Annotated in this window: 16 protein-coding genes; 5 read left to right on the top strand and 11 right to left on the bottom strand. The window is 56.4% G+C overall.

The genetic code is table 11. The annotated features are described in order from the left end of the window. Positions 1 to 248: 248 nt before the first annotated feature. On the bottom strand, positions 249 to 1,553 hold the full coding sequence (locus LRS56_12700; GenBank protein WDU65230.1) for an ATP-binding protein: 1,305 nt from the start codon (positions 1,551 to 1,553) through the stop codon (positions 249 to 251). Further along, positions 1,550 to 1,981 carry a DNA-binding response regulator gene (locus LRS56_12695; protein ID WDU65229.1) on the bottom strand — a complete coding sequence of 144 codons (432 nt, stop codon included), beginning with the start codon at positions 1,979 to 1,981 and terminating at the stop codon, positions 1,550 to 1,552. Before LRS56_12695 ends, LRS56_12700 begins: the two co-directional genes overlap by 4 nt. Before the next feature lie 236 nt (positions 1,982 to 2,217). Here LRS56_12695 and LRS56_12690 point away from each other — a divergent pair, with 236 nt between their 5' ends. Both LRS56_12690 and LRS56_12685 read left to right on the top strand, forming a co-directional pair. Further along, the gene (locus LRS56_12690; protein WDU65228.1) at positions 2,218 to 3,297 is read left to right on the top strand and encodes a sigma-54 dependent transcriptional regulator; all 1,080 of its coding nucleotides are present in this window, start codon (positions 2,218 to 2,220) and stop codon (positions 3,295 to 3,297) included. 144 nt (positions 3,298 to 3,441) lie between these two features. Continuing rightward, positions 3,442 to 4,860 carry a M10 family metallopeptidase C-terminal domain-containing protein gene (locus LRS56_12685; GenBank protein WDU65227.1) on the top strand — a complete coding sequence of 473 codons (1,419 nt, stop codon included), beginning with the start codon at positions 3,442 to 3,444 and terminating at the stop codon, positions 4,858 to 4,860. Between the two features lie 17 nt (positions 4,861 to 4,877). Here LRS56_12685 and LRS56_12680 read toward each other — a convergent pair whose 3' ends face one another. Next, positions 4,878 to 6,299, bottom strand: coding sequence for a PLP-dependent aminotransferase family protein (locus LRS56_12680; GenBank protein WDU65226.1), 1,422 nt, complete (start codon positions 6,297 to 6,299; stop codon positions 4,878 to 4,880). A gap of 125 nt (positions 6,300 to 6,424) precedes the next feature. On the opposite strand from LRS56_12680, the gene LRS56_12675 reads away from it, so the two are divergent. The 3 genes from LRS56_12675 to LRS56_12665 all read left to right on the top strand — a co-directional run bounded on the left by LRS56_12675 (position 6,425) and on the right by LRS56_12665 (position 9,474). After that, positions 6,425 to 7,057: a LysE family translocator gene (locus LRS56_12675; protein ID WDU65225.1), complete on the top strand. Its 633-nt coding sequence runs from the start codon at positions 6,425 to 6,427 to the stop codon at positions 7,055 to 7,057. Positions 7,058 to 7,137: 80 nt separating this feature from the next. Beyond that, a complete protein-coding gene (locus tag LRS56_12670; GenBank protein WDU65224.1) occupies positions 7,138 to 8,196 on the top strand; it encodes a diguanylate cyclase in 1,059 nt (352 codons plus the stop codon). 48 nt (positions 8,197 to 8,244) lie between these two features. Then, positions 8,245 to 9,474, top strand: coding sequence for a M20/M25/M40 family metallo-hydrolase (locus LRS56_12665; protein ID WDU65223.1), 1,230 nt, complete (start codon positions 8,245 to 8,247; stop codon positions 9,472 to 9,474). 117 nt (positions 9,475 to 9,591) lie between these two features. Here LRS56_12665 and LRS56_12660 read toward each other — a convergent pair whose 3' ends face one another. From LRS56_12660 to LRS56_12625, 8 genes are all read right to left on the bottom strand, one after another. After that, complete coding sequence (locus LRS56_12660) at positions 9,592 to 9,951, bottom strand: hypothetical protein (protein WDU65222.1); 360 nt, start codon at positions 9,949 to 9,951, stop codon at positions 9,592 to 9,594. 839 nt (positions 9,952 to 10,790) lie between these two features. Beyond that, a complete protein-coding gene (locus LRS56_12655; protein ID WDU65221.1) occupies positions 10,791 to 10,988 on the bottom strand; it encodes a hypothetical protein in 198 nt (65 codons plus the stop codon). A 13-nt stretch (positions 10,989 to 11,001) separates the two neighbouring features. Continuing rightward, positions 11,002 to 11,169, bottom strand: coding sequence for a hypothetical protein (locus tag LRS56_12650; protein WDU65220.1), 168 nt, complete (start codon positions 11,167 to 11,169; stop codon positions 11,002 to 11,004). Positions 11,170 to 11,352: 183 nt separating this feature from the next. Next, positions 11,353 to 11,655: a contact-dependent growth inhibition system immunity protein gene (locus LRS56_12645; protein WDU65219.1), complete on the bottom strand. Its 303-nt coding sequence runs from the start codon at positions 11,653 to 11,655 to the stop codon at positions 11,353 to 11,355. Positions 11,656 to 11,842: 187 nt separating this feature from the next. Then, positions 11,843 to 12,181 carry a hypothetical protein gene (locus tag LRS56_12640; GenBank protein WDU65737.1) on the bottom strand — a complete coding sequence of 113 codons (339 nt, stop codon included), beginning with the start codon at positions 12,179 to 12,181 and terminating at the stop codon, positions 11,843 to 11,845. Beyond that, the gene (locus tag LRS56_12635) at positions 12,087 to 12,569 is read right to left on the bottom strand and encodes a hypothetical protein (GenBank protein WDU65844.1); all 483 of its coding nucleotides are present in this window, start codon (positions 12,567 to 12,569) and stop codon (positions 12,087 to 12,089) included. The genes LRS56_12640 and LRS56_12635 overlap by 95 nt, the downstream gene beginning before the upstream one ends. 213 nt (positions 12,570 to 12,782) lie before the next feature. Then, a complete protein-coding gene (locus tag LRS56_12630) occupies positions 12,783 to 13,202 on the bottom strand; it encodes a hypothetical protein (GenBank protein WDU65218.1) in 420 nt (139 codons plus the stop codon). A gap of 152 nt (positions 13,203 to 13,354) precedes the next feature. Continuing rightward, the gene (locus tag LRS56_12625) at positions 13,355 to 18,013 is read right to left on the bottom strand and encodes a DUF6531 domain-containing protein (GenBank protein WDU65736.1); all 4,659 of its coding nucleotides are present in this window, start codon (positions 18,011 to 18,013) and stop codon (positions 13,355 to 13,357) included. Positions 18,014 to 18,098: the final 85 nt, after the last annotated feature.

Below are 18,098 nucleotides of genomic sequence, written 5' to 3'. Positions count from 1 at the left end.
TGGTCTGTTCCGACGGCGTGTGAACCCGTCGATAAATATGCGATTTGCAGGCTACTAGGCATTGAAATACTGCGCGTAGTGTGGTCGGTAAATACCGATACTGCACACTATGTAGTGGTCTGTTCTGTTTGTGGGCACACTATATGGTGTGTAACAAGGTTGGTCAACGACACAAGAAGGCATCAATCGTCGCAGGGGGCGTGAGCAAAACTCACACCCCCCATGATCGCGCAGCATCAGTTAGCGGGTTACAGACGGATTTTAACCTGAGCACACAACCCGCCTTCCGGGCGGTTGCTCAGGGTCAGCGTACCGCCGATGGCCACGGCCAATTGCTGGGCGATCGCCAACCCCAGCCCGGTGCCGCCGGTGCCGCGATTGCGTGAGCTTTCCACGCGGTAAAACGGCTGCATCACCTGCACGAGTTCGGCTTCGGCAATGCCCGGGCCATTATCCAGAATCTTGATTGACAGTTCCCCATTGGCCGTCGAACCGACCTGCAGTTGCGCGGAGCCGCCGAACTTCAGGGCGTTGTCCACCAGGTTGACCAGCACCCGGTGCAGCGCATGGGGGCGAGTGTCGAGGACCACCGCGCTTTTACCGGTCAGGCTGACCTGTTTGTGCATGTCCTGGTAATCGAACACCAGGCCGTCGAGGAAGGCGTCGAGGTTGATACGGTGCCTGGTTTCGGTGGCGCCGTGCACGCTGCGGGCATAGGCCACACCCTCGCGCACCAGATGTTCCATCTCCCCCAGGTCGCTCCAGAGTTTGTCGCGGTCGGCGGAGTCCTCCATGAATTCGGCGCGCAGTTTCATCCGGGTAATCGGGGTTTGCAGGTCGTGGGAAATGGCCGCGAGAATCTGCATGCGCTCCTTGAGGTAGTCGGCGATGCGCTGTTGCATGGCGTTAAACGCGGCGGCGGCGTGGGCGACCTCGGTCGGGCCTTGTTCATCGAGAAGCGTGGGGTGAGCGTTCGGGTCCAGGGTTTCCACGGCGTGGGCAAGGCGGGTAAGTGGGCGGATGGCCAGACGCACGGCGAACCAGGTGCAGCCCAGCAGCAGCGCGAGTTGCAGCACCAGTACCACCGGCAGCCAGTAGGCGACGGGGAGGGCGGCGGGGCGCACGTCGAGAGTGATCGGGTTGCCATCGGCCAGGGTCAGGTGCACCTGGAAGTGTTTGTGCATGCCGGGAATATCGCGAAAAGTCAGGGCATAGTGCTCGCCCAGTGCGTCCGAAATCGATGTGGCAGCCATTGGCACGTCATCCGTGCGCATCGGTTCACCGGGCTCGCCGGCATTGAGCAGGTACCGGTAATTCTGCCGGTCGATGCGTGGTAGCCAGCTGGCGCGCTCGTTGGCGGGGAGGCGGTCGAGGATCGCGACCGAGGTGGCGACGTCGTTTTCCAGGTGGCCGAGCATGGCTGTGCGTGCGCTGATATAGCGCTCGTAAAACTGCGTACTGAAGGCCAAACCGTTAGTGCAGACCAGGCTGATCAAAAAGATCAACCACAACTGTGACGCGAGGGTGCGCGGCCAACCGAATCTTGCGGTCATTGATCGGCCTCGAGGATTTCCATGGCCAGGGAGAACACATAACCTTCGCTGCGCACGGTCTTGATACAGGCCGGTTCGCGCGCGTCATCCAGCAGGCGCTGGCGCAAGCGGCTCACCAGCAGGTCGATGGAGCGGTCAAACAGGTCGGCGTCGCGGCCCTGGGTCAGGTTCAGCAATTGGTCGCGGTTGAGCACATGCTGGGGGTGGTAGAGGAACACCCGCAGCAGGCGGTATTGCGCGCCGCTCAGGGCCACCAGGGTGTGGTCTTCGTCGAGCAGATGGCGGGCGGTGGTGTCGAGGAAGCTGCGTATCTGGCGGCCATCGGCGACTACGGTGGTGCGCAGGCCGTTTTTTCTCAGGTAATTGCCTGCCCGTTCGCGGATCTCCGGTTCGTCATCGACGATCAGGATGTGATCGACATGCTCCATGCTGCCTTCCTCGTTAAATACTCATTGAGGCGCAGTCTATCCACTGTCGGTGCGCTTGCCTTGTGCCCTTTGTATTGCAGTGTATCTGGCGCTAACGAGATACCCGGCGAGGCGAAAAAACGGTCCCTGGGGGTGATAAATAGTTATGTACTAATGAATTTTTAATATTTCTAGTTATAACCCTGGCTAAGTAAAGTCACGCCTCAATTGTTTATTCTGCCGCCGGGAAAATGTTCATGAACCGTCCCCACGGGCACCCCACGCCGATCCTCACCTTGCCCCAAGGCGACAAGGATCCGCTGTCGATCCGCGCCAAGGCCCTGGTGTTTTCCGACCCGCGCTCGCTGCAATTGCTCGACTACCTCAAACGTGTCGGCCCCAGCGACGCGCCGGTGTTGATCAATGGCGAGACCGGCACCGGCAAGGAGCTCGTGGCGCGCTACATCCACAGTGCCAGCGGACGCACAGGCGCATTTGTGCCGGTGAACTGCGGCGCCATTAGCGAGAACCTCGCGGAAAGTGAATTTTTTGGCCACGAGGCCGGTTCGTTTTCCGGTGCCTCGGGTCGGCGCGGCGGCTGGTTTGAAGAGGCGGATGGCGGCACGCTGTTTCTTGATGAAATCGGCGACCTGCCGCTGCCTCTGCAGGTGAAACTGTTGCGCGTATTGCAGGAGCAGGAAGTGGTACGGGTGGGCTCACGCAAGCCGATCAAGATCAATATCCGCCTGGTCACCGCCACTAACATCGACCTGGAACACGCCGTGGAAGCCGGTAATTTCCGCCTTGATCTGTTCTACCGCATCAATGTCGCGCAGGTGCAGGTGCTGCCGTTGCGTGAGCGGCCATTGGACATCCTTCCGCTGGTGGAGCACTTTCGCCGGCTGTACAGCGCCAAGCTGAAAATCGCCGAGCCGATGCTCTCGGAGTCCGCCACCCAGGCCCTGCTGGATTACCCGTGGCCGGGCAATATCCGCGAGCTGGAAAACGTGGTGCACCTGGCGCTGCTGGTGGCCGGTGACAAGCCGATCATGCCCGCCCACCTGAAGTTCTCCGCCGGGCTCAGTGCGATGCATGCCAGCGTCAACAACGGTGCGCCGCGTATTCCCCAAGAGGTGATACGCGAGCAGCTGTTGAGGCTGTTCGAGGTGCCGGGAGATACGTTGCTGCACGATATCGAAGACTTGATCGTGCGCGAGGCCTTTGCATTTTGCGGCTTCAACCAGCTGCGTACGGCGGACTTGCTGGGGGTTACCCGCAATGCCATGCGCACGTTGCTGGTTAATCACGGGATGCTTAAGGGGCGGGTGAAACAGTGATGCTTTTGTAACTATTCCTACGCTGTGTATGGCGAATTTCTCAGACTAACTTAGTAGTAATCCTTCGAGTTTTTGTAGGAAACGTACATCCCTCTCGGGTCGAAAAAACGACGATAAGTTTTTCATCCCGATGAGAGTACGAACATGACGACTGTTTCCCTGCGCCCGAGTGACGTGTCCCAGTCTATAGAACAGTTTCGGCACCGAGATGATCGCGGTGGTGCCATCCAGCACAACGGCCTGCGATCCCTATCGTCTGAAGATGCGACCAAACAGCTCTGGCGCAGTAGCCCCGGTTGGCCCGACAAGAGTGGTGATGGTCGCTATCAGGTGACGTATGAGTTCCGTGAGCCGCCGGCCGACAAGGACTCCCAGGTGTTCAAAAAGACCGGGTTTACCCATGTGCTCGACAACCAGCGGATACAGACTCGACTCGGTTTGCAATCGATTTCAGACCTAACAAACGTCAGCTTTACCGAGGGCCCGAAAACATCGGACAGTGAAGGTCACATCACCCTCGGGAATTACGGCAAGAGGGTCGACACCCGGGGCCATCCCTATCAGGGCAATCCCCACGCGACACTGCCTAACGCTGGCGAACCCCGGAGCGGTGATGTCTGGTTTGTGAATAATCCGGACTATACATCTGTGCCGAATGCAGCAGTCGGCAGCGCGGGTCGTCATATCATTGTCCATGAGCTGGGGCACGCCATGGGGCTCGACCATCCGGGTCATTACAATGGAACGCTGGATGAATCGAAAACCGGCTATCACGAAGACTCGGCAAGCCACACTGTCATGAGTTACCGGGGCGAGCGCACCGACTATATGTACCACGCCAGCATGTACTCCTCGGCGCCGCAGCTTGACGACATCAGTGCCTACCAGAAGAAATACGGTGCCAACTGCGAAACGCGCAAGGACGACACCACCTACGGCTTCAACTCAAATACGAATCGGGACTTCCTGAGTGTCGACTCGCCAAATAAAAACATGCTGGCTGCGATTTGGGACGGCGGTGGCAATGACACGCTGGACTTTTCCGGCTACACGCAGGATCAGCAAATCAGCCTGAAAGACGAGACCTTCTCCGACGTCGGCGGCCTCAAGGGCAATGTCTCTATCGCCAACGGCGCAGTCATTGAAAATGCACTCGGCGGCTCCGGCAACGATTTGCTGGTGGGCAACGAGGTTGCCAACCAGCTCAAGGGCGCAGAGGGCAATGACCGGTTATACGGGGCGGGTGGCGCGGATGAACTGTGGGGCGGCAAGGGCAACGATGTGTTCGTTTACGGCAGTATCAATGATTCGACCCAGGCCGGCCCGGACCAGATCATGGACTTTGTCAGTGGTACGGACCAGGTGGATGTCTCAAGCATTACCGCCACGCTGGGGGCGCCGCTGAAGTTTGTCGGCACCTTGTCCGGCGCCAGCGGCGAAGCGGTAATCGACTATGACCCGGTATTACAGATGAGTACCTTGCAGATTTCCGGCAAATCGGGCGAGCCGAACTTCCTGGTCGTCGTGCATGGGCAACTGCAACGCAGCGACATCGTGAGTTGACCGCTGGCGGTCGCGGGTCAGGCGCGACGTGTCTGACCCGCGGCCTGCAGCAATAGTGTCTCGAACATCTGCTGCAGCTGGGGATCATCACTGTGGGCAACATTGAAGCGCATCGAATCGCGGTGCGCCGGGTGGTAGCCGAACAGCGCGCTCGGTGCCAGCACCATGCCTTGCTTGAGCGCAGCCTGCGCCAGTTGTTCGCCATTGACGCCTGCCGGCAGATGCGCCCAGATAAACATCCCGCCTTCAAAGCCCATCGGCAGCTCACAGCCGCAACCCCTGAGCCACTGCTCGACGCGCCCACCGGCCTCCAGCAAACGCTGGACCATGCGCTTGCGGTGTTTGGCATAGCTTCCCTCGCTGAGCATGCGGTACACGATCTGCTCGAATAGTTCCGAGGTCACGCCGCCGCTCATCAACTTCATATTGGTCAGGTTGGCCGCCAGTTGTGGTGCGGCCACCACGTAGCTGACGCGGGCGTTGGCGCTGAGCACTTTGGAGAAGCCCGACAGGTAGGTGACCTGGTCCAGTCCGGCGAGGGCGGCCAGACGCGGTGGCGGGTTGGGGTGCAGGTCGGCGTAGAGGTCATCCTCGACGATATGGCAGTGGTATTGCCGGGTCAGTTGCAGCAGGCGAAACGCCTGGCCGGGGCTGAAGGAGTGGCCGGTAGGGTTGTGCAGCACGCCGGTGGTCAGGTACAGGCTGGGGCGGTGTTCGGCCAGCAGCTGTTCGAGGGCGCTGAAGTCGAAACCGTCGGGGCGACGCTCGATGGTCACCACCTTGACCCCGTGCAAGGCCAGGTTGGCGTGGAAGTTGAAGTAACACGGCGTGTCCAGCAGGACCGTGTCGCCGGGCCTTGCGAGCAGGCGCATCAGCATGTCCAGGCCCTGCACCGTGTTGGGGGTGGTGATGATCTGCTCGACCGAGACCGACAGGCCTTCGGCACGCAGTTTCTGCTGCAGGGCCTGGCGCAATGGCAACAGCCCGGCCGGCGTACCCAGCCCGGCAATCCGTAATGAGGGCGCACGCACCACACTGCGCATGGTTTGGCGGATCGCCTCGTTGTCCAGCCAGTGCTCGGGCAAGTGTCCGCCGCCGGGGCGCAGGTCGCCGCCGGCGGTGGCCAACGGGCGGCGCAGTACGCTGAGCAGGTCCTGGGGCAGCAGGTCGACCCACGCCGCCGAGGCCGGTCGCGTGATATCCACCGCGACGAAATAGCCGCGGCCCTGGCTGGAGGTGAGCAGGTGACGCCCGCGCAGGCGGTCCAGCGCTTCATTGAGGGTGAACTTGCTGACGCCCAGCACTTGGGTCAGCTCGCGTACCGACGGCAATTTGCTGCCGGGCGCCCATTCCCCGTTTTCAATGGCCTGGCTGAACGCCTCGACGATCTGCTGCACCTTGGGCATACCCGGTACAAAGGCAATCGCGGATACAAACATAAACCTTCCCTGTGTTTTCCGGTTGTTTTACCGGTAAAGTCAGGTCGAATTAGGCCCGACTTTACCTGCCTTGTGCAATGCCGCTGGCCTAGACTGCGGGCCTTCTCAGCCCAGGGTCCAAGGCCATGACCAGCGCATTGACGCTCTCCTCTTTTGCTTCTTTCCTGCTGTTTTGCGCCACCATGACCTTCAGTCCCGGCCCCATGACCCTGTTGCTGTTGGGCCTGGGCCTGAAGGCCGGCCTGCGCAGTTCGATCCCGGCGCAGCTCGGCGCCAGTGTGTCTTACCTGATTTCAATCCTGGTGTTTGCCGTGGGATTTTCGGAATTGATCAAAGGTAATCAGGCGATTACCCAGTCGATTCAGATTGTCGGCGTGGCCTACATCCTTTATCTGGCCTACAAGCAGTGGACCAGCAGCGGCCTGTCGATAGATCAGGTTGCTACCGTCGAGGGCGCGCGCAGCCTGTTCGGCAAGGGTTTGTTGACCGGGTTCTCCAACCCCAAGACCATCATTATGTTCAGCGCCGTATTCCCGCAGTTTGCCGGGGCCGGGGGCCACAGCTCGCTGGCGGATATCGCCATCCTGGGGCTGACTTTTCTGCTGCTGCAATTTGCCAGCGGCTGCTTGTATTGCTATTTCGGCCAGCGCATCAAGCACCTGCTGGAGAACCCTGAGCGCCGCGTATGGTTGCAGCGGATCACTGCAGTGTTGCTGCTGGGCGTAGCATTGATGCTGGCTCGAGGGTTCTCGCACTGAGGCGGGGGCTTATGACCGGTAGTGGCGAATAGCCGCTGCCCTGATAGACTCCAGGCATTCCCTCAGGATTTCACCACACCATGTCAGCAGCAGAAGGAAAGGGACTTCCGCTCGCTTCACGGTTGTACAAATCCCGTGCCTTGGGGCTGACGCTAGGCTTTGTGTGCGTGGTGTTCGGCATGTATCCCTTGAACCCGTCCTGGTGGGTATGGGCCTGGATGCTGATCAATGCCTTTGTCTGGCCGCACCTGGCCTTTCAACTCTCGTTGCGCAGCGCCCACGCACTGCGCAGCGAGCGTCGCAACCTGCTGTTCGATTCGTTTTGCGGCGGGTTCTGGGTTGGTGCCATGCATTTCAATCCACTGCCCGCCGTGACCACGCTGTCGATGATGACCATGAACAACGTGGCCATCGGCGGGCCGCGATTCATGCTGGCGGGGTGCGCGGCGCAGGCGCTGGGCATCGGCGCCGCGCTGCTGGTATTCACCCCCGCGTTTATTGCCGTCACTACCCAGGCCCAGCTGTACGCGTGTCTGCCGATCCTGATGCTGTACCCGCTTGCGCTTGGCTGGATCTGCTACCGTCAGGCGGTGACGCTGGCCCGTCACAAACGCGAGTTGCTGGCCTTGAGTCGCACCGACAGTCTCTCCGGCCTGCTTAACCATGGGGCCTGGAAAGACCATCTGGAGATCGAGTTCCAGCGCTGCCGTAGGGAACAGCAGGGCGCGGCGATTGCGTTGATCGATATCGACCACTTCAAGATCATCAACGACACCTATGGGCATGTCACCGGCGATATCGTCCTGCGTCAGCTCAGCAAGGTGCTGCGCCAGAACCTGCGCGCCACCGACCTGGCCGGGCGCTACGGCGGCGACGAGTTTTGCGTGATCCTGCCGGGCATGCCGCTCAACCGTGCGACCGAAGTGATGGATGCCTTGCGCGATCGGTTCAACGCTTTGGCCTATGCCCAGGACCCGACATTGCGTGCCAGCTTGAGCATTGGCTTGGCGCCCTATCAAGCGGGGCATGCTGACTCCACCAGCTGGTTGAACGACGCTGACCTGGCGTTGTACGAGGCCAAGAGCAGCGGGCGCAACCGGGTCAGTTCAGTCCAGGGGAGTTGGTTGAGATCGCTGTAGTGGAGTAGGGTGTGGCGGCGCCTCTCAACAAAAAACAAGGATCGGTTCATGCTCTTCAACTTTCCACGTACCCTCCTGGCCGCGACCCTGGCCTTGTCCTTCGCCATGCCGGCCTACAGCGCCGAACCCCATAAACAGATTCAGGCGGACGCCGAACAGTACAAGGCCGACGCTTTGAAACTGCTCGAACGCCTGGTGAATATCGACTCGGGCTCCGGCTACGGGCCGGGTCTGACCCAGGTCAGCGACATTGCCGTCGACGAACTCAAACAGCTTGGCTTCACGATTGAGCGGTTTGCGGATGCGGCAGCCAACAGCAGCCACGTGATCGCCACCCTCAAGGGCACTGGCAAGGCCAAGATCCTGCTGATGGCCCACATGGACACTGTATTCAAGGAAGGCTCGGCCGCCGAACGTCCGTTTCACATCAAGGATGGCCGCGCCTATGGCCCCGGCGTGATGGATGACAAGGGCGGCATCGTCGCCGGCATCTACGCGCTCAAAGTCCTGAAAAACCAGGGTTTCAAGGACTACGCGCAAATCACCTTCCTGCTCGACGCCAGCGAAGAAACCGGCTCCGATACCGCCTCCGAACTGATCCGCAAAACCGCCAAGGCCCACGACGTGACCCTGAACCTCGAACCTGGCCGTCCAGCTGATGGCCTGGTGGTCTGGCGTAAAGGCAGCGCCACCGCCGTGGTCGAAGTCAAAGGCAAAGCCGCCCACGCCGGCGTCGCCCCGGAACTGGGGCGCAACGCCGCGATGGAAGCCGCGCACCAGATCCTGCAACTGGGCAAACTGGGCGATGAAGAAAAGAAAACCACCATCAACTTTACGGTGATCAAGTCTGGCGACCGCACCAACGTCATCCCCGACCAGGCCACCGCCAAGGCAGACGTGCGCGCAGCGTTGCCGGAAGAGTTTGATCGCATCGAAAAAGACCTGGCGCGGGTATCGGCCAACAAACTGATCCCAGACACCGAAGTAAAAACCAGCTTGCAGCGTGGGCTGCCGCCGATGCCGCAGACGCCGGAGTCGGACAAGTTGGTCGCAATCGCCCAGGGAATCTATGGGGAATTGGGTAAAAAGCTGACCATTGAAGGCAGCGGCGGGGCGGCGGATGCCAGCTTGTCGGCCGGGGTGGGCACGCCGACGTTGGATGGGTTTGGGATAGTGGGCGGGAATATTCATACGCCAGAGGAGTATGCGGAGGTGGAGAGTGTGGCGCCGCGGATTTATTTGCTGAGCCGGATGATCATGGAGCTTTCGACGCGGTGATTTGATTGGCGCGAGTGAGCTTGTGAGTGCGCTTCTTGTGGCGAGCAAGCCCGCTCGCCACCGGGGTGGAGAGAGGTGTTGATGTTATCTGAGAATAGAGTTTGCTCTGTTTGTTCTTTAATTTTCTGACCTCGGCGTGTTGAAATAGAGCTTTAAGCTGGTCAAAAGTACCTGCATGAACTTTCTTTGATTATTTACAGGTGCGCTGAAATAAGTTGCCATGGTTTTGAAAATCGCATCGAAACTATCATTTTTATCTAGGAAGTGTGCGATCGAGGCGATGAACCACTCTTGCTCAGTCTTTGTGTAAGATAGAAATTCTGGTCTGGTCAGTTCGTCAAAAAGTTCTATAAGTTCTATCTCGTTGTTTATGTCTTTAGATGCGATGAGTCTCTCTCGCTCTAAGTCGTCAGTATTTTCAATGTCGTAAGTGAACAGTAGTCCACGGATTATTGACATGCTAGGTTTGTTTTTCATTTTTTAGTCATTGCTCCGTGTAAGCGGTTTTGGGATTAGCCTGGTTGTTTAATATCACCCTTGCTTTACGTTGCTGGCTATATCTCATCTCATTTTTTGAATATCCTTCACCAATAACTTTTCCCGTGTCCATTGGTTTTAATGAGGCAGCGAGTCCGTTTCTTCTGAAGATGAGCTGGGCCCGGTATATCGAGTTTAATTGATCCCTGTGGGTAAGATAACGAGTAGCAGCGGGCGGGTATTTAGGTTTCCCTGTATTTGGACCAGATGTGTAACGTTCAATAATTCCGGTTGTCGGATTCTTTGCGGTATTCAATCGTTCGAGCTGCGACTCGAGTGTCGTTTGTGCACCGTGTTTCTCCAAGAAATGCGAGCAAACTCGCGCGCCACAAAAGCAGTGCCGCCTTCGGGAGCGGTGTTGGTTTACCAAGTTGATTGGTCTTCGAGGCTGGCCTCGTGCAGATCATCTCGCCATCCTAGGCTAGCAAGGGTGTAAATTTCTTCGAAGAATTTTCTAGGGTTATCCATGCTTTCCCATCCGCAAGGTAACGCACAGTGTGAGTTCGGGTCCTGCCTCAGTACCTCGGAAAAGTCATATTGGTGGTCATCTAACGCAGCCCTCAAGACGTCTATCAGACTCTTCTTGTGTTTGTAATTTAAGTCCCCGCTCCTCTCGATAACTAATTTATTTATTAAGTGGGCTCGGTCGGCTGATATATTTATATTGTACGTCGCAATGGCAGCCCCCAAGGAATTTTCACGATCGTAAATATCGAATCCGCCGAGGAAGTACTGAAGCTTTGGTGCGTAGGGTATATCTAAAAAAGGGTGCTTTAACATTAGCGTTTGCTCACGGGGATTGCGGTGTAAGATTGTTTGGTCTCGCGATCAAATTTCACAACCGCACCATTCATGTTTTCGTTGAGCTTTGGTTGTTCCGGAAACTTTTCATTGGGGGTGTAGCCGCGCCCGCATCCCTGCAGTTCAATCCTGACGATCGGATTTCCAAATTCATCTTCTCCAGTGAAAGGCGCCATCTTGCGTATTTCCCTAGAGGTGGGCTTCTTCAATAACAGCCATTTGCATTTTCCACGTTTTGAATTGAGAACTTGGCTTTACCAGACCGGGTTCTCCGGTAACAGGGTGAGTGCCGTCGATAGCTCGCTGTTTGAGTGCTGCGTCGGTTACTTCAAGGCTGTGATTGTGAATAAGGCTCATAATTTTCCTCATGGGCGTATAGAGTTACGTCTAATTTTTTCTGGAATAATTGCCGGTGGTACTAACTTCTATTATGCTTTCGAGGATGTATCGAAACCACACGGAACTTATTAATTTCTTCGGGTTTTATTTGAGGCTTTGTCTTTGCGCAATCACTGAAGCAGTGCGAATAAATTTTTCATATTAAGTTTTGCCATTTTTTAAAGATAGGGCGACATGCTTCAACCACGTTTTGCCGTACTTCCATTCGTTGGGGTAATAGTAATAGCATCCGATGTTGGTGAATAAATAGTCTTGAAGTTCTTGTTCGTTTCTTTCGGTCGACATTAGTTTGTTTAGTTCCAGCTGTACTTTTATCATCGTTTCGGCAGAAGTCTCGGAAATGAATAGGTCAATTACTTCGTTTGCGCTCTTGTGGTCGTCGACCCAGTCCTGATTGAAATATCCGGCAAGAAATTGCTGTAATTCTGGATAGTTAGGGTTCATCTGTTTGGGAATCCATTATGAATATGGCAGCCATTGTGCATGTTATTTTTACGATGTGGACTCACCTATTAATGATGGGTGAGCTGGTTTTTTAGTGAACAGGCTTGCCGTGCCCTGGGCTGCACAGCAGCCCTAAACTCGGCGGCGTTGACCTAGCGTTTTTTGAAAGTACTAATGCTTCTATGGCTTATTTTGAGTTTTTGACCATTACTTTGGGTCTATAATTTTTGAGGCGCCTGAGCAGTACTTTCATAAATATTTTCTTGTCAATTATGTCGGCTTCAAAGTATGTGTTGAATAGATTGAAAACGGATTTAAAATCATCGTCTATTGATAGGTAGTATTCGATGGTTTCTATAAGCCATATTTGCTCATCTTCTCCGTATGATAAAAACTCCGACTTGGTTAAAGTGTCGAAAAGCTCTGAAAGTTCAGTTTCGTTGTTTATGTTTTTTGAAGCTATAATTTCTTCTCGCTCTAAGTTTCTGGTGTTTTCTATGCTGTAAGTGAATAATAGACGTTGCAATATCGCGAGGTTTGGCGTCTTTTTCATTTTTCGAACTCTGTATAGGCTGTAATTGGCTTTCCGTCACTATTAAAGTGTACGACTCCTTAGTCTGGTTTCCATATTTTAGCCCATCTTTTTTATATCCTTCGCCAATAATTTCCCCCCCCATATCCATTGGTTTTGTGGCTTCCGCTAGGCCATTGAGTTTGAATATTAAAAGTGCTCGTTCAATCGCATTAAATTGGTCTCTATGGCTAAGAGAATTCGTAGCAGCAGTAGGCGGTATGGGTTCTCCTGCTCCTCTCCCTCTATCGAAGGTCTCGATCTCGCCGGTTGTAGGGTTTTTAGCAGTCGTTACCCGCTCAAGTTGAGACTCTAGTGATGTTTGAGCACCATGTTTCTCCAAAAAGCGTGCTCCTGGAATTGACGTCTGAAGTTCCGTTAAACGCGGATGGATGTTTGGCTCAGCTAGCTCATCAATTTTTTCCTGCCGTTCCGCACGTGTCAGCTGCGGTAACTCTGGATCTCCGTGATCAACGCTCTCTCTATGTTGCGATCATGCTTTCTGTCTCAAGATAAAAAGGGATTTGCTCAGTTGTCAGTGTGGTAAATGGCGGCCTTACCACGTTGATTGATCTTCGAGGCTGGCTTTTTGGAGGTCGTCTTTCCAAACCTCGTTGGCTAGACGATAGATGTCGGCGAAAAAACCTCGGGGATCGGCTATTTCTGTTTCGTCCCAGGCCATAGTTGAATATTCATCTGGATCGTCTTTAAAATACGATTGAAAGTCGAAACTTTCGTCGCTAAGTGCAAAAGACAGGTTTTTCATTAATTTGTATCTGTGCCTGTACGAAAGCTTTTCGTAAGGGTCCAGGCAGTACTTGATTATGAGGCGCTCTCTGTCATTTTTATTGTTAGGGTCATAATGTGATAGTTCCACACCTTTGGTTTCTTCTCTATCGTAGATGTCAAAGATACCTACGAAGTAGTATAGGCTGGCGTCAAAAGGTATATGTTCGGAAGAGGGATGGAATAACATCTATCTTTCCTTTGTCGGAAATAAGGTGAAGGGTGTGCCATCTTCACGGAATTTCATTTCTGCGCCGCTCATGGATTCATTAAGAGTCGGGTTGTTTTTGTCATGTTTGTTGGGTCTGTAGCCGCGGCCGGCTCCTGGTAGTTCTAAGCGTACTATATCGTTCTTTTTTTCATCAATGCCCGTGTAGCTCGGCAACCCCCTTTCAACCCTTGATGTCGCCTTTGTCCATGCCTGAAGTTGAAATTTCCAACTATTAAATTTAGAGCTTGGCACTCCCTTTTGTTTTTAGGGGTGTTGCCTGTTATTGGGTCCCGTCCATCAATTGAGCGCTGCCTCATTTTCATGTCCTCTACTTCTGGGCCGTGCTTGCCGACCATATGCATATCGTACTTTTCCTCGTATTCCAGAACGCGCCGTTTGGCATTTGCTTCGCTTAGTTCCTCTATTCGTTCCCTTCGCTGTTCTCGCGACGGTTGTGGTAGTACTGGCTGTCGCTCATCAATCCTTGCATTCCCAATCGGGTTTGCGAGTCCAGTTGTTGGCTTACATCCTTCAACGCCTGGGCAAGAACTCAACCCCAGAGGATCCACCCACCCTGTAGGGTTAGGTACGTACTGGTACGCGTTAATCCCACCCGCCAGCTTCACCGGGTCCGGCGTGAGATAGCGACCAATATCCGGATTGTAGTATCGATGGCGGTTGTAGTGCAGCCCGCTTTCCGGGTCGAAGTACTGGCCCTGAAAGCGTAGCGGGTTGTCGACTTTGCCCACGTCGAGGCGGGTGATTTCGCCGTAGGCGCGGTAGTGCGCGGACCAGACGATTTCGCCGTCGGGAGTGGTGAGTTCCTGGGGCGTGCCGAGGTGGTCGAGTTGGTAGTGGTAGGGTTTGGTTTCCTTTGGGCCGTAGCCTTCTAGGAGTGCCAGTGGGCGGAAGCTATCCGGCTCGTAGATATAACTGCGATGGCTCTGCGCATGGTGCTCGGCAATCAGCTTGTCGCCTTGCCAGAAAAACTCGCTGGTTTTGCCATCCACGGTTTTGCTGATGCGCCGCCCAAACGGGTCATAGCGATAGCTGGCGGTTTGGCCATTGGGTTGGGTGACTCCGATCAGCCGGTGTTGGCTGTCGTAGCGATACTCGGTAACGAGTTGATGGCCCTTGCCACGTCGTTCGCGGATCAGGTTGCCGAAGGCGTCGTAGTCGTACTGCCGGTCGCCCTGGATCATCAGACGATTACCCGCGACGATGTCGGGGCCGGGTCGGTCTTGCATCAGCAGGTTGCCGGCCGGGTCGTGGGCGAAGCGTTCCTGGACGTCTTGCGAGTGGTCGGCGCGGGTCAGGCGGGCGAGGGGGTCGTAGTGGTAGTGGTGTTCGCCTTTGCGGGTGTCGAGCAGACGGGTGAGGTTGCCGGTGTTGTCGTAGTCGTATTGGCGTTGGTAGAGGGTGTGTTGCTGTTGGGTGACGGCGTGGGCGTGCAGGCGCTGCTGGTCGTCGTAGTGGTAGTGGCTGAGGAGCTGGCCTTGTTGGCGTTGGTGTTCCTGGCCGGCGTTGAACAGGTGCGAGGTCAGTACGGCGCCATTCAGTTCCACGGTCGATAGGTGCCCACCCTTACCGTGATTGAACACCAGGCGGTTGTTGTCAGGCAGGCGCAAGTTTTTCAGCTGGCCGCAGGCGTCGTAGCCGTAGCGCAGGGTGCCCCAGCCTTGATGCTCGGCGGTGAGGCGGTTTTGCGCGTCGTACTCGTAGGCCAGCGCCCAGTGGCCGTCGTCGACGCTGAGGAGATTGCCCTGGCGGTCGTAGGCATAGTCCACAAGACTGCCATCGGGCAGGGTTTTTCGTACGAGTCGGCCGGCAGGATCGCGCTCGTAACGGGTGACTAGCTGACTGCCATCGTCGCCAAATTCGGTCTTTTCCAGCAGGTTGCCGTTGAGGTCGTAGGCATACGCCGTACGCTGGCCGTCAAACCCGGTCTCCTGCTGGATCAGGCCATTGGGGTGGTACTGCAACCCATACGTTTCGCCGACTTCGTTTTCGATTTCAGTCAGCAATAACCGCACGTTGTCGTAACGGTATTGGACCTGGGTGCCGTCGGCATTGATGCGACGGCTGATCAGGTGCAGGCCGTCGGCATATTCGTAGCGAGTGGTCTGCCCCAGCTCGTCACGTTCGGCGGTGATTTTTCCGTAAGGGTTGTAGCTGTATTCCCGCGTTGCCCCACCGGGTAGCACCACGCGAGTCAGCCGGCCCACGCTGTCCCACTGATACTCGGTCAGCGCCCCATGCGCCTCCTCACGCGCTATCTGCCGCCCAAGATCGTCATAGCGATAACGCTTGATCCCGCCGTTCGGCAAGTGTTCCTCAAGCAGTTGCCCCCGCTCATTCCACACTAGCCGCAGACAGCTGTGATCCGGGTACCAAACCCCAATCAGTTGCCCATATTTGTCGTAGCTGTAATCGGTGACGTGGCCTTCAGGATCGGTCTTGCGGATGACGTCGCCTTGGTCGTTCCGCTCATACTTCCAAACCGCCTCACCGCGCCGCACCACCCGTACGAAACCATTGTCATGCTCGTAGGAAGTCGGCTCGTCATCCCCCGGAAACAACGCCACCAAGCGTCCGGCGTCGTCGTACTGATACGCCGTCACCGCCCCCAGAGGGTCCTGCTCGACCGTCAGCCGGCCTTTATCGTCGTAGGATTTGAAATGCTCGGCGCCGTCAGGATCAATGCGCTGCACCAGCCGCGCCCGATCATCGTGGACATACACTTCCTGGCTGCCATCGGCGTTAAAAACCGTGACGCGGCCGTTGTCGTCCCAGGCATAACGCGTGTCCATCTGCGAAAAGCTGGCCCAGTGCCGGACACAACGCGCCGCTTTGCCAGAGCGTTCCCACTCCCAGAAGAAGCTCGCGCCACCGGCCAGTCCACGTTCCAAAATGACGTGCTGCTCGTCGTACCGGTAAACCTCGCTTTCGCCGACGGCATTGGTCGCTGAGACCAGTCGGCCAAGTTCGTCATAGGCGTAGGAAACAATGCAAAACTCGGTCACCCATTCGAAAGGTTCGCGGCCCTTGGCGCGCTGGATCTGGTAGTCCACCGCCACGATGCGGCCAGACTCATAACGCAGGAACAGCGAGCGCCCCACGCCGTTATCCAGCCGCGAAATCCGCCCCGAATAATCTCGGGAAATTCGCAGCCGGTTGTCATACGCATCGCTGATCGAGACCAGCACGCCATCGCGAAAATGATAGAAACGTGAGGCCTGGGCCAGCACCAGCTCATCTGGCAACGAGCCCAGGTAAATCGCGGCTTCAGCCAAGCTATTGGTGATCGCCGGTCGGGAGGCAGTTGGTAGAGGAAACTGAGTACTACGGTTTTCGTGGTCGACCCACACCACCGAATCGCCCACGACAGAAAGCCGCTGCGCCAGCGAATGACTCCACCCAAACCCCAACCCACAATCCACGTCCACCGCACTGGTGCGATACAACCGTGTCCACTCAAACGGAAAAATCCCGTCCAGCGTCCCATCGGTCAGGGTCAGCAATTCTTCGCCGGTGACCATCGACACCGGGCAGCCGTTGGTGGCCGTCTTATCCGCCGCCGCCGCCGCATCCCCGTTGAGGTTTTTACCCGAAGCCGGCACATCGTCGACCAGCTCCTGGCGAACCAGCACTGTCTGCTGCGTCTTGCTGCGAACCGCCGGCACCGGGTTCGAAACCAACTGCTCCCCAGCCTTCAACGGCGTCATCGACACTGCTTTGATCGGTGTGGCCGCACTGCCGAGCAGTAAGGGTTTAACCGCCGTCACATGCGGCTCCAACCCAGGCCCTGCAAGCTGTTTGGCCAGCATCTCGAGCAGGTCCCGCGCACGTCCGGATTTGTTATGGTCCAGCACCTGAGTACCCAGGCGCACCGCCACCCCCATACCTGCCGTCGCCCAAATCAGCAGCAGATTGATCAATACTTCGCCGGTGATTTCCCCCATCAGCTCATTCATCTGTGGCGGCGGCAGCAACCGTATCCAGCTGACCACCGCCGACACATAGATAAACAACAACGGTTCATCGCTGAGCATCAGCAAGCCGTGAGCTATCTTGTCGTTGCCCAGCTTCAGCAGCTCATCAAGTTCGGTTTGGGAGATGTATTGCAGCAACTTCTCGCTGTTGGGCTTGATGTCCGCCAGCAGCTCATACAGCTGCGCAAGGTTGTCCCACAGGTTGTAAAGCGCCTTGCCCATGCCGCTGAGAAACGCCGTTTCCAGCACTCTGCGACGATCAAGCGGGGTAGCGTCGGTGTAGTCTTTCCACTGGTCTTTGAAGCTATTGGTCCACTCCTGGCGCAGGCGCGCTTCCACGTCAGAAATCACTGACTGATAAGACGCGTACAGCGCCTTGACGTGATCCTTGGAAACAGTGGGATAGAAGGTGACTTGGTACTGCTGGTCGCGGGTGCATTCCGTGACTTCAAGAATGCCGCTGGGGCCGATGGTGTGATGGATCGGCGCACCCTGTGGGCTGCCATCCGCTGCAATGGCTTGCAACATCACCGGCGTGTTGCCGATCGGCACGAACTGCGTGCTTTCGAACATATGCACCAGGGTCAGCGAGCCCTGGGCTTTGCACACCGCCACGGTGCTACTGGGCTTTTTGGCAGAGACAGGCGCGACCAGCGCCACCTCATCCCCCACCTTGAACACCTGCTCAACTTCCAGCGCCGAAAAGCGCCAGAAGCTTTCCGCCCACGCGTCAAAGGTGTTCAGGCACTCTCGGAAATCACGGAAGACGCCTTCAACGTCGACCGTGTCTACGTCCATTGGGGTCAGGGCCAGCCTGCCAATGGCCGGGTTCAAGACTTGGCCCCTACAAATAACGCCATCTGCAATCCCTCGCACTGTGTGA

It is taken from the genome of Pseudomonas poae (assembly GCA_028869255.1).
In the GTDB taxonomy this organism is placed as follows: domain Bacteria; phylum Pseudomonadota; class Gammaproteobacteria; order Pseudomonadales; family Pseudomonadaceae; genus Aquipseudomonas; species Aquipseudomonas poae_C.
The sequence above is the reverse complement of the archived record's forward strand: the minus strand, read 5'-3'. Positions and strand labels throughout refer to the sequence as shown.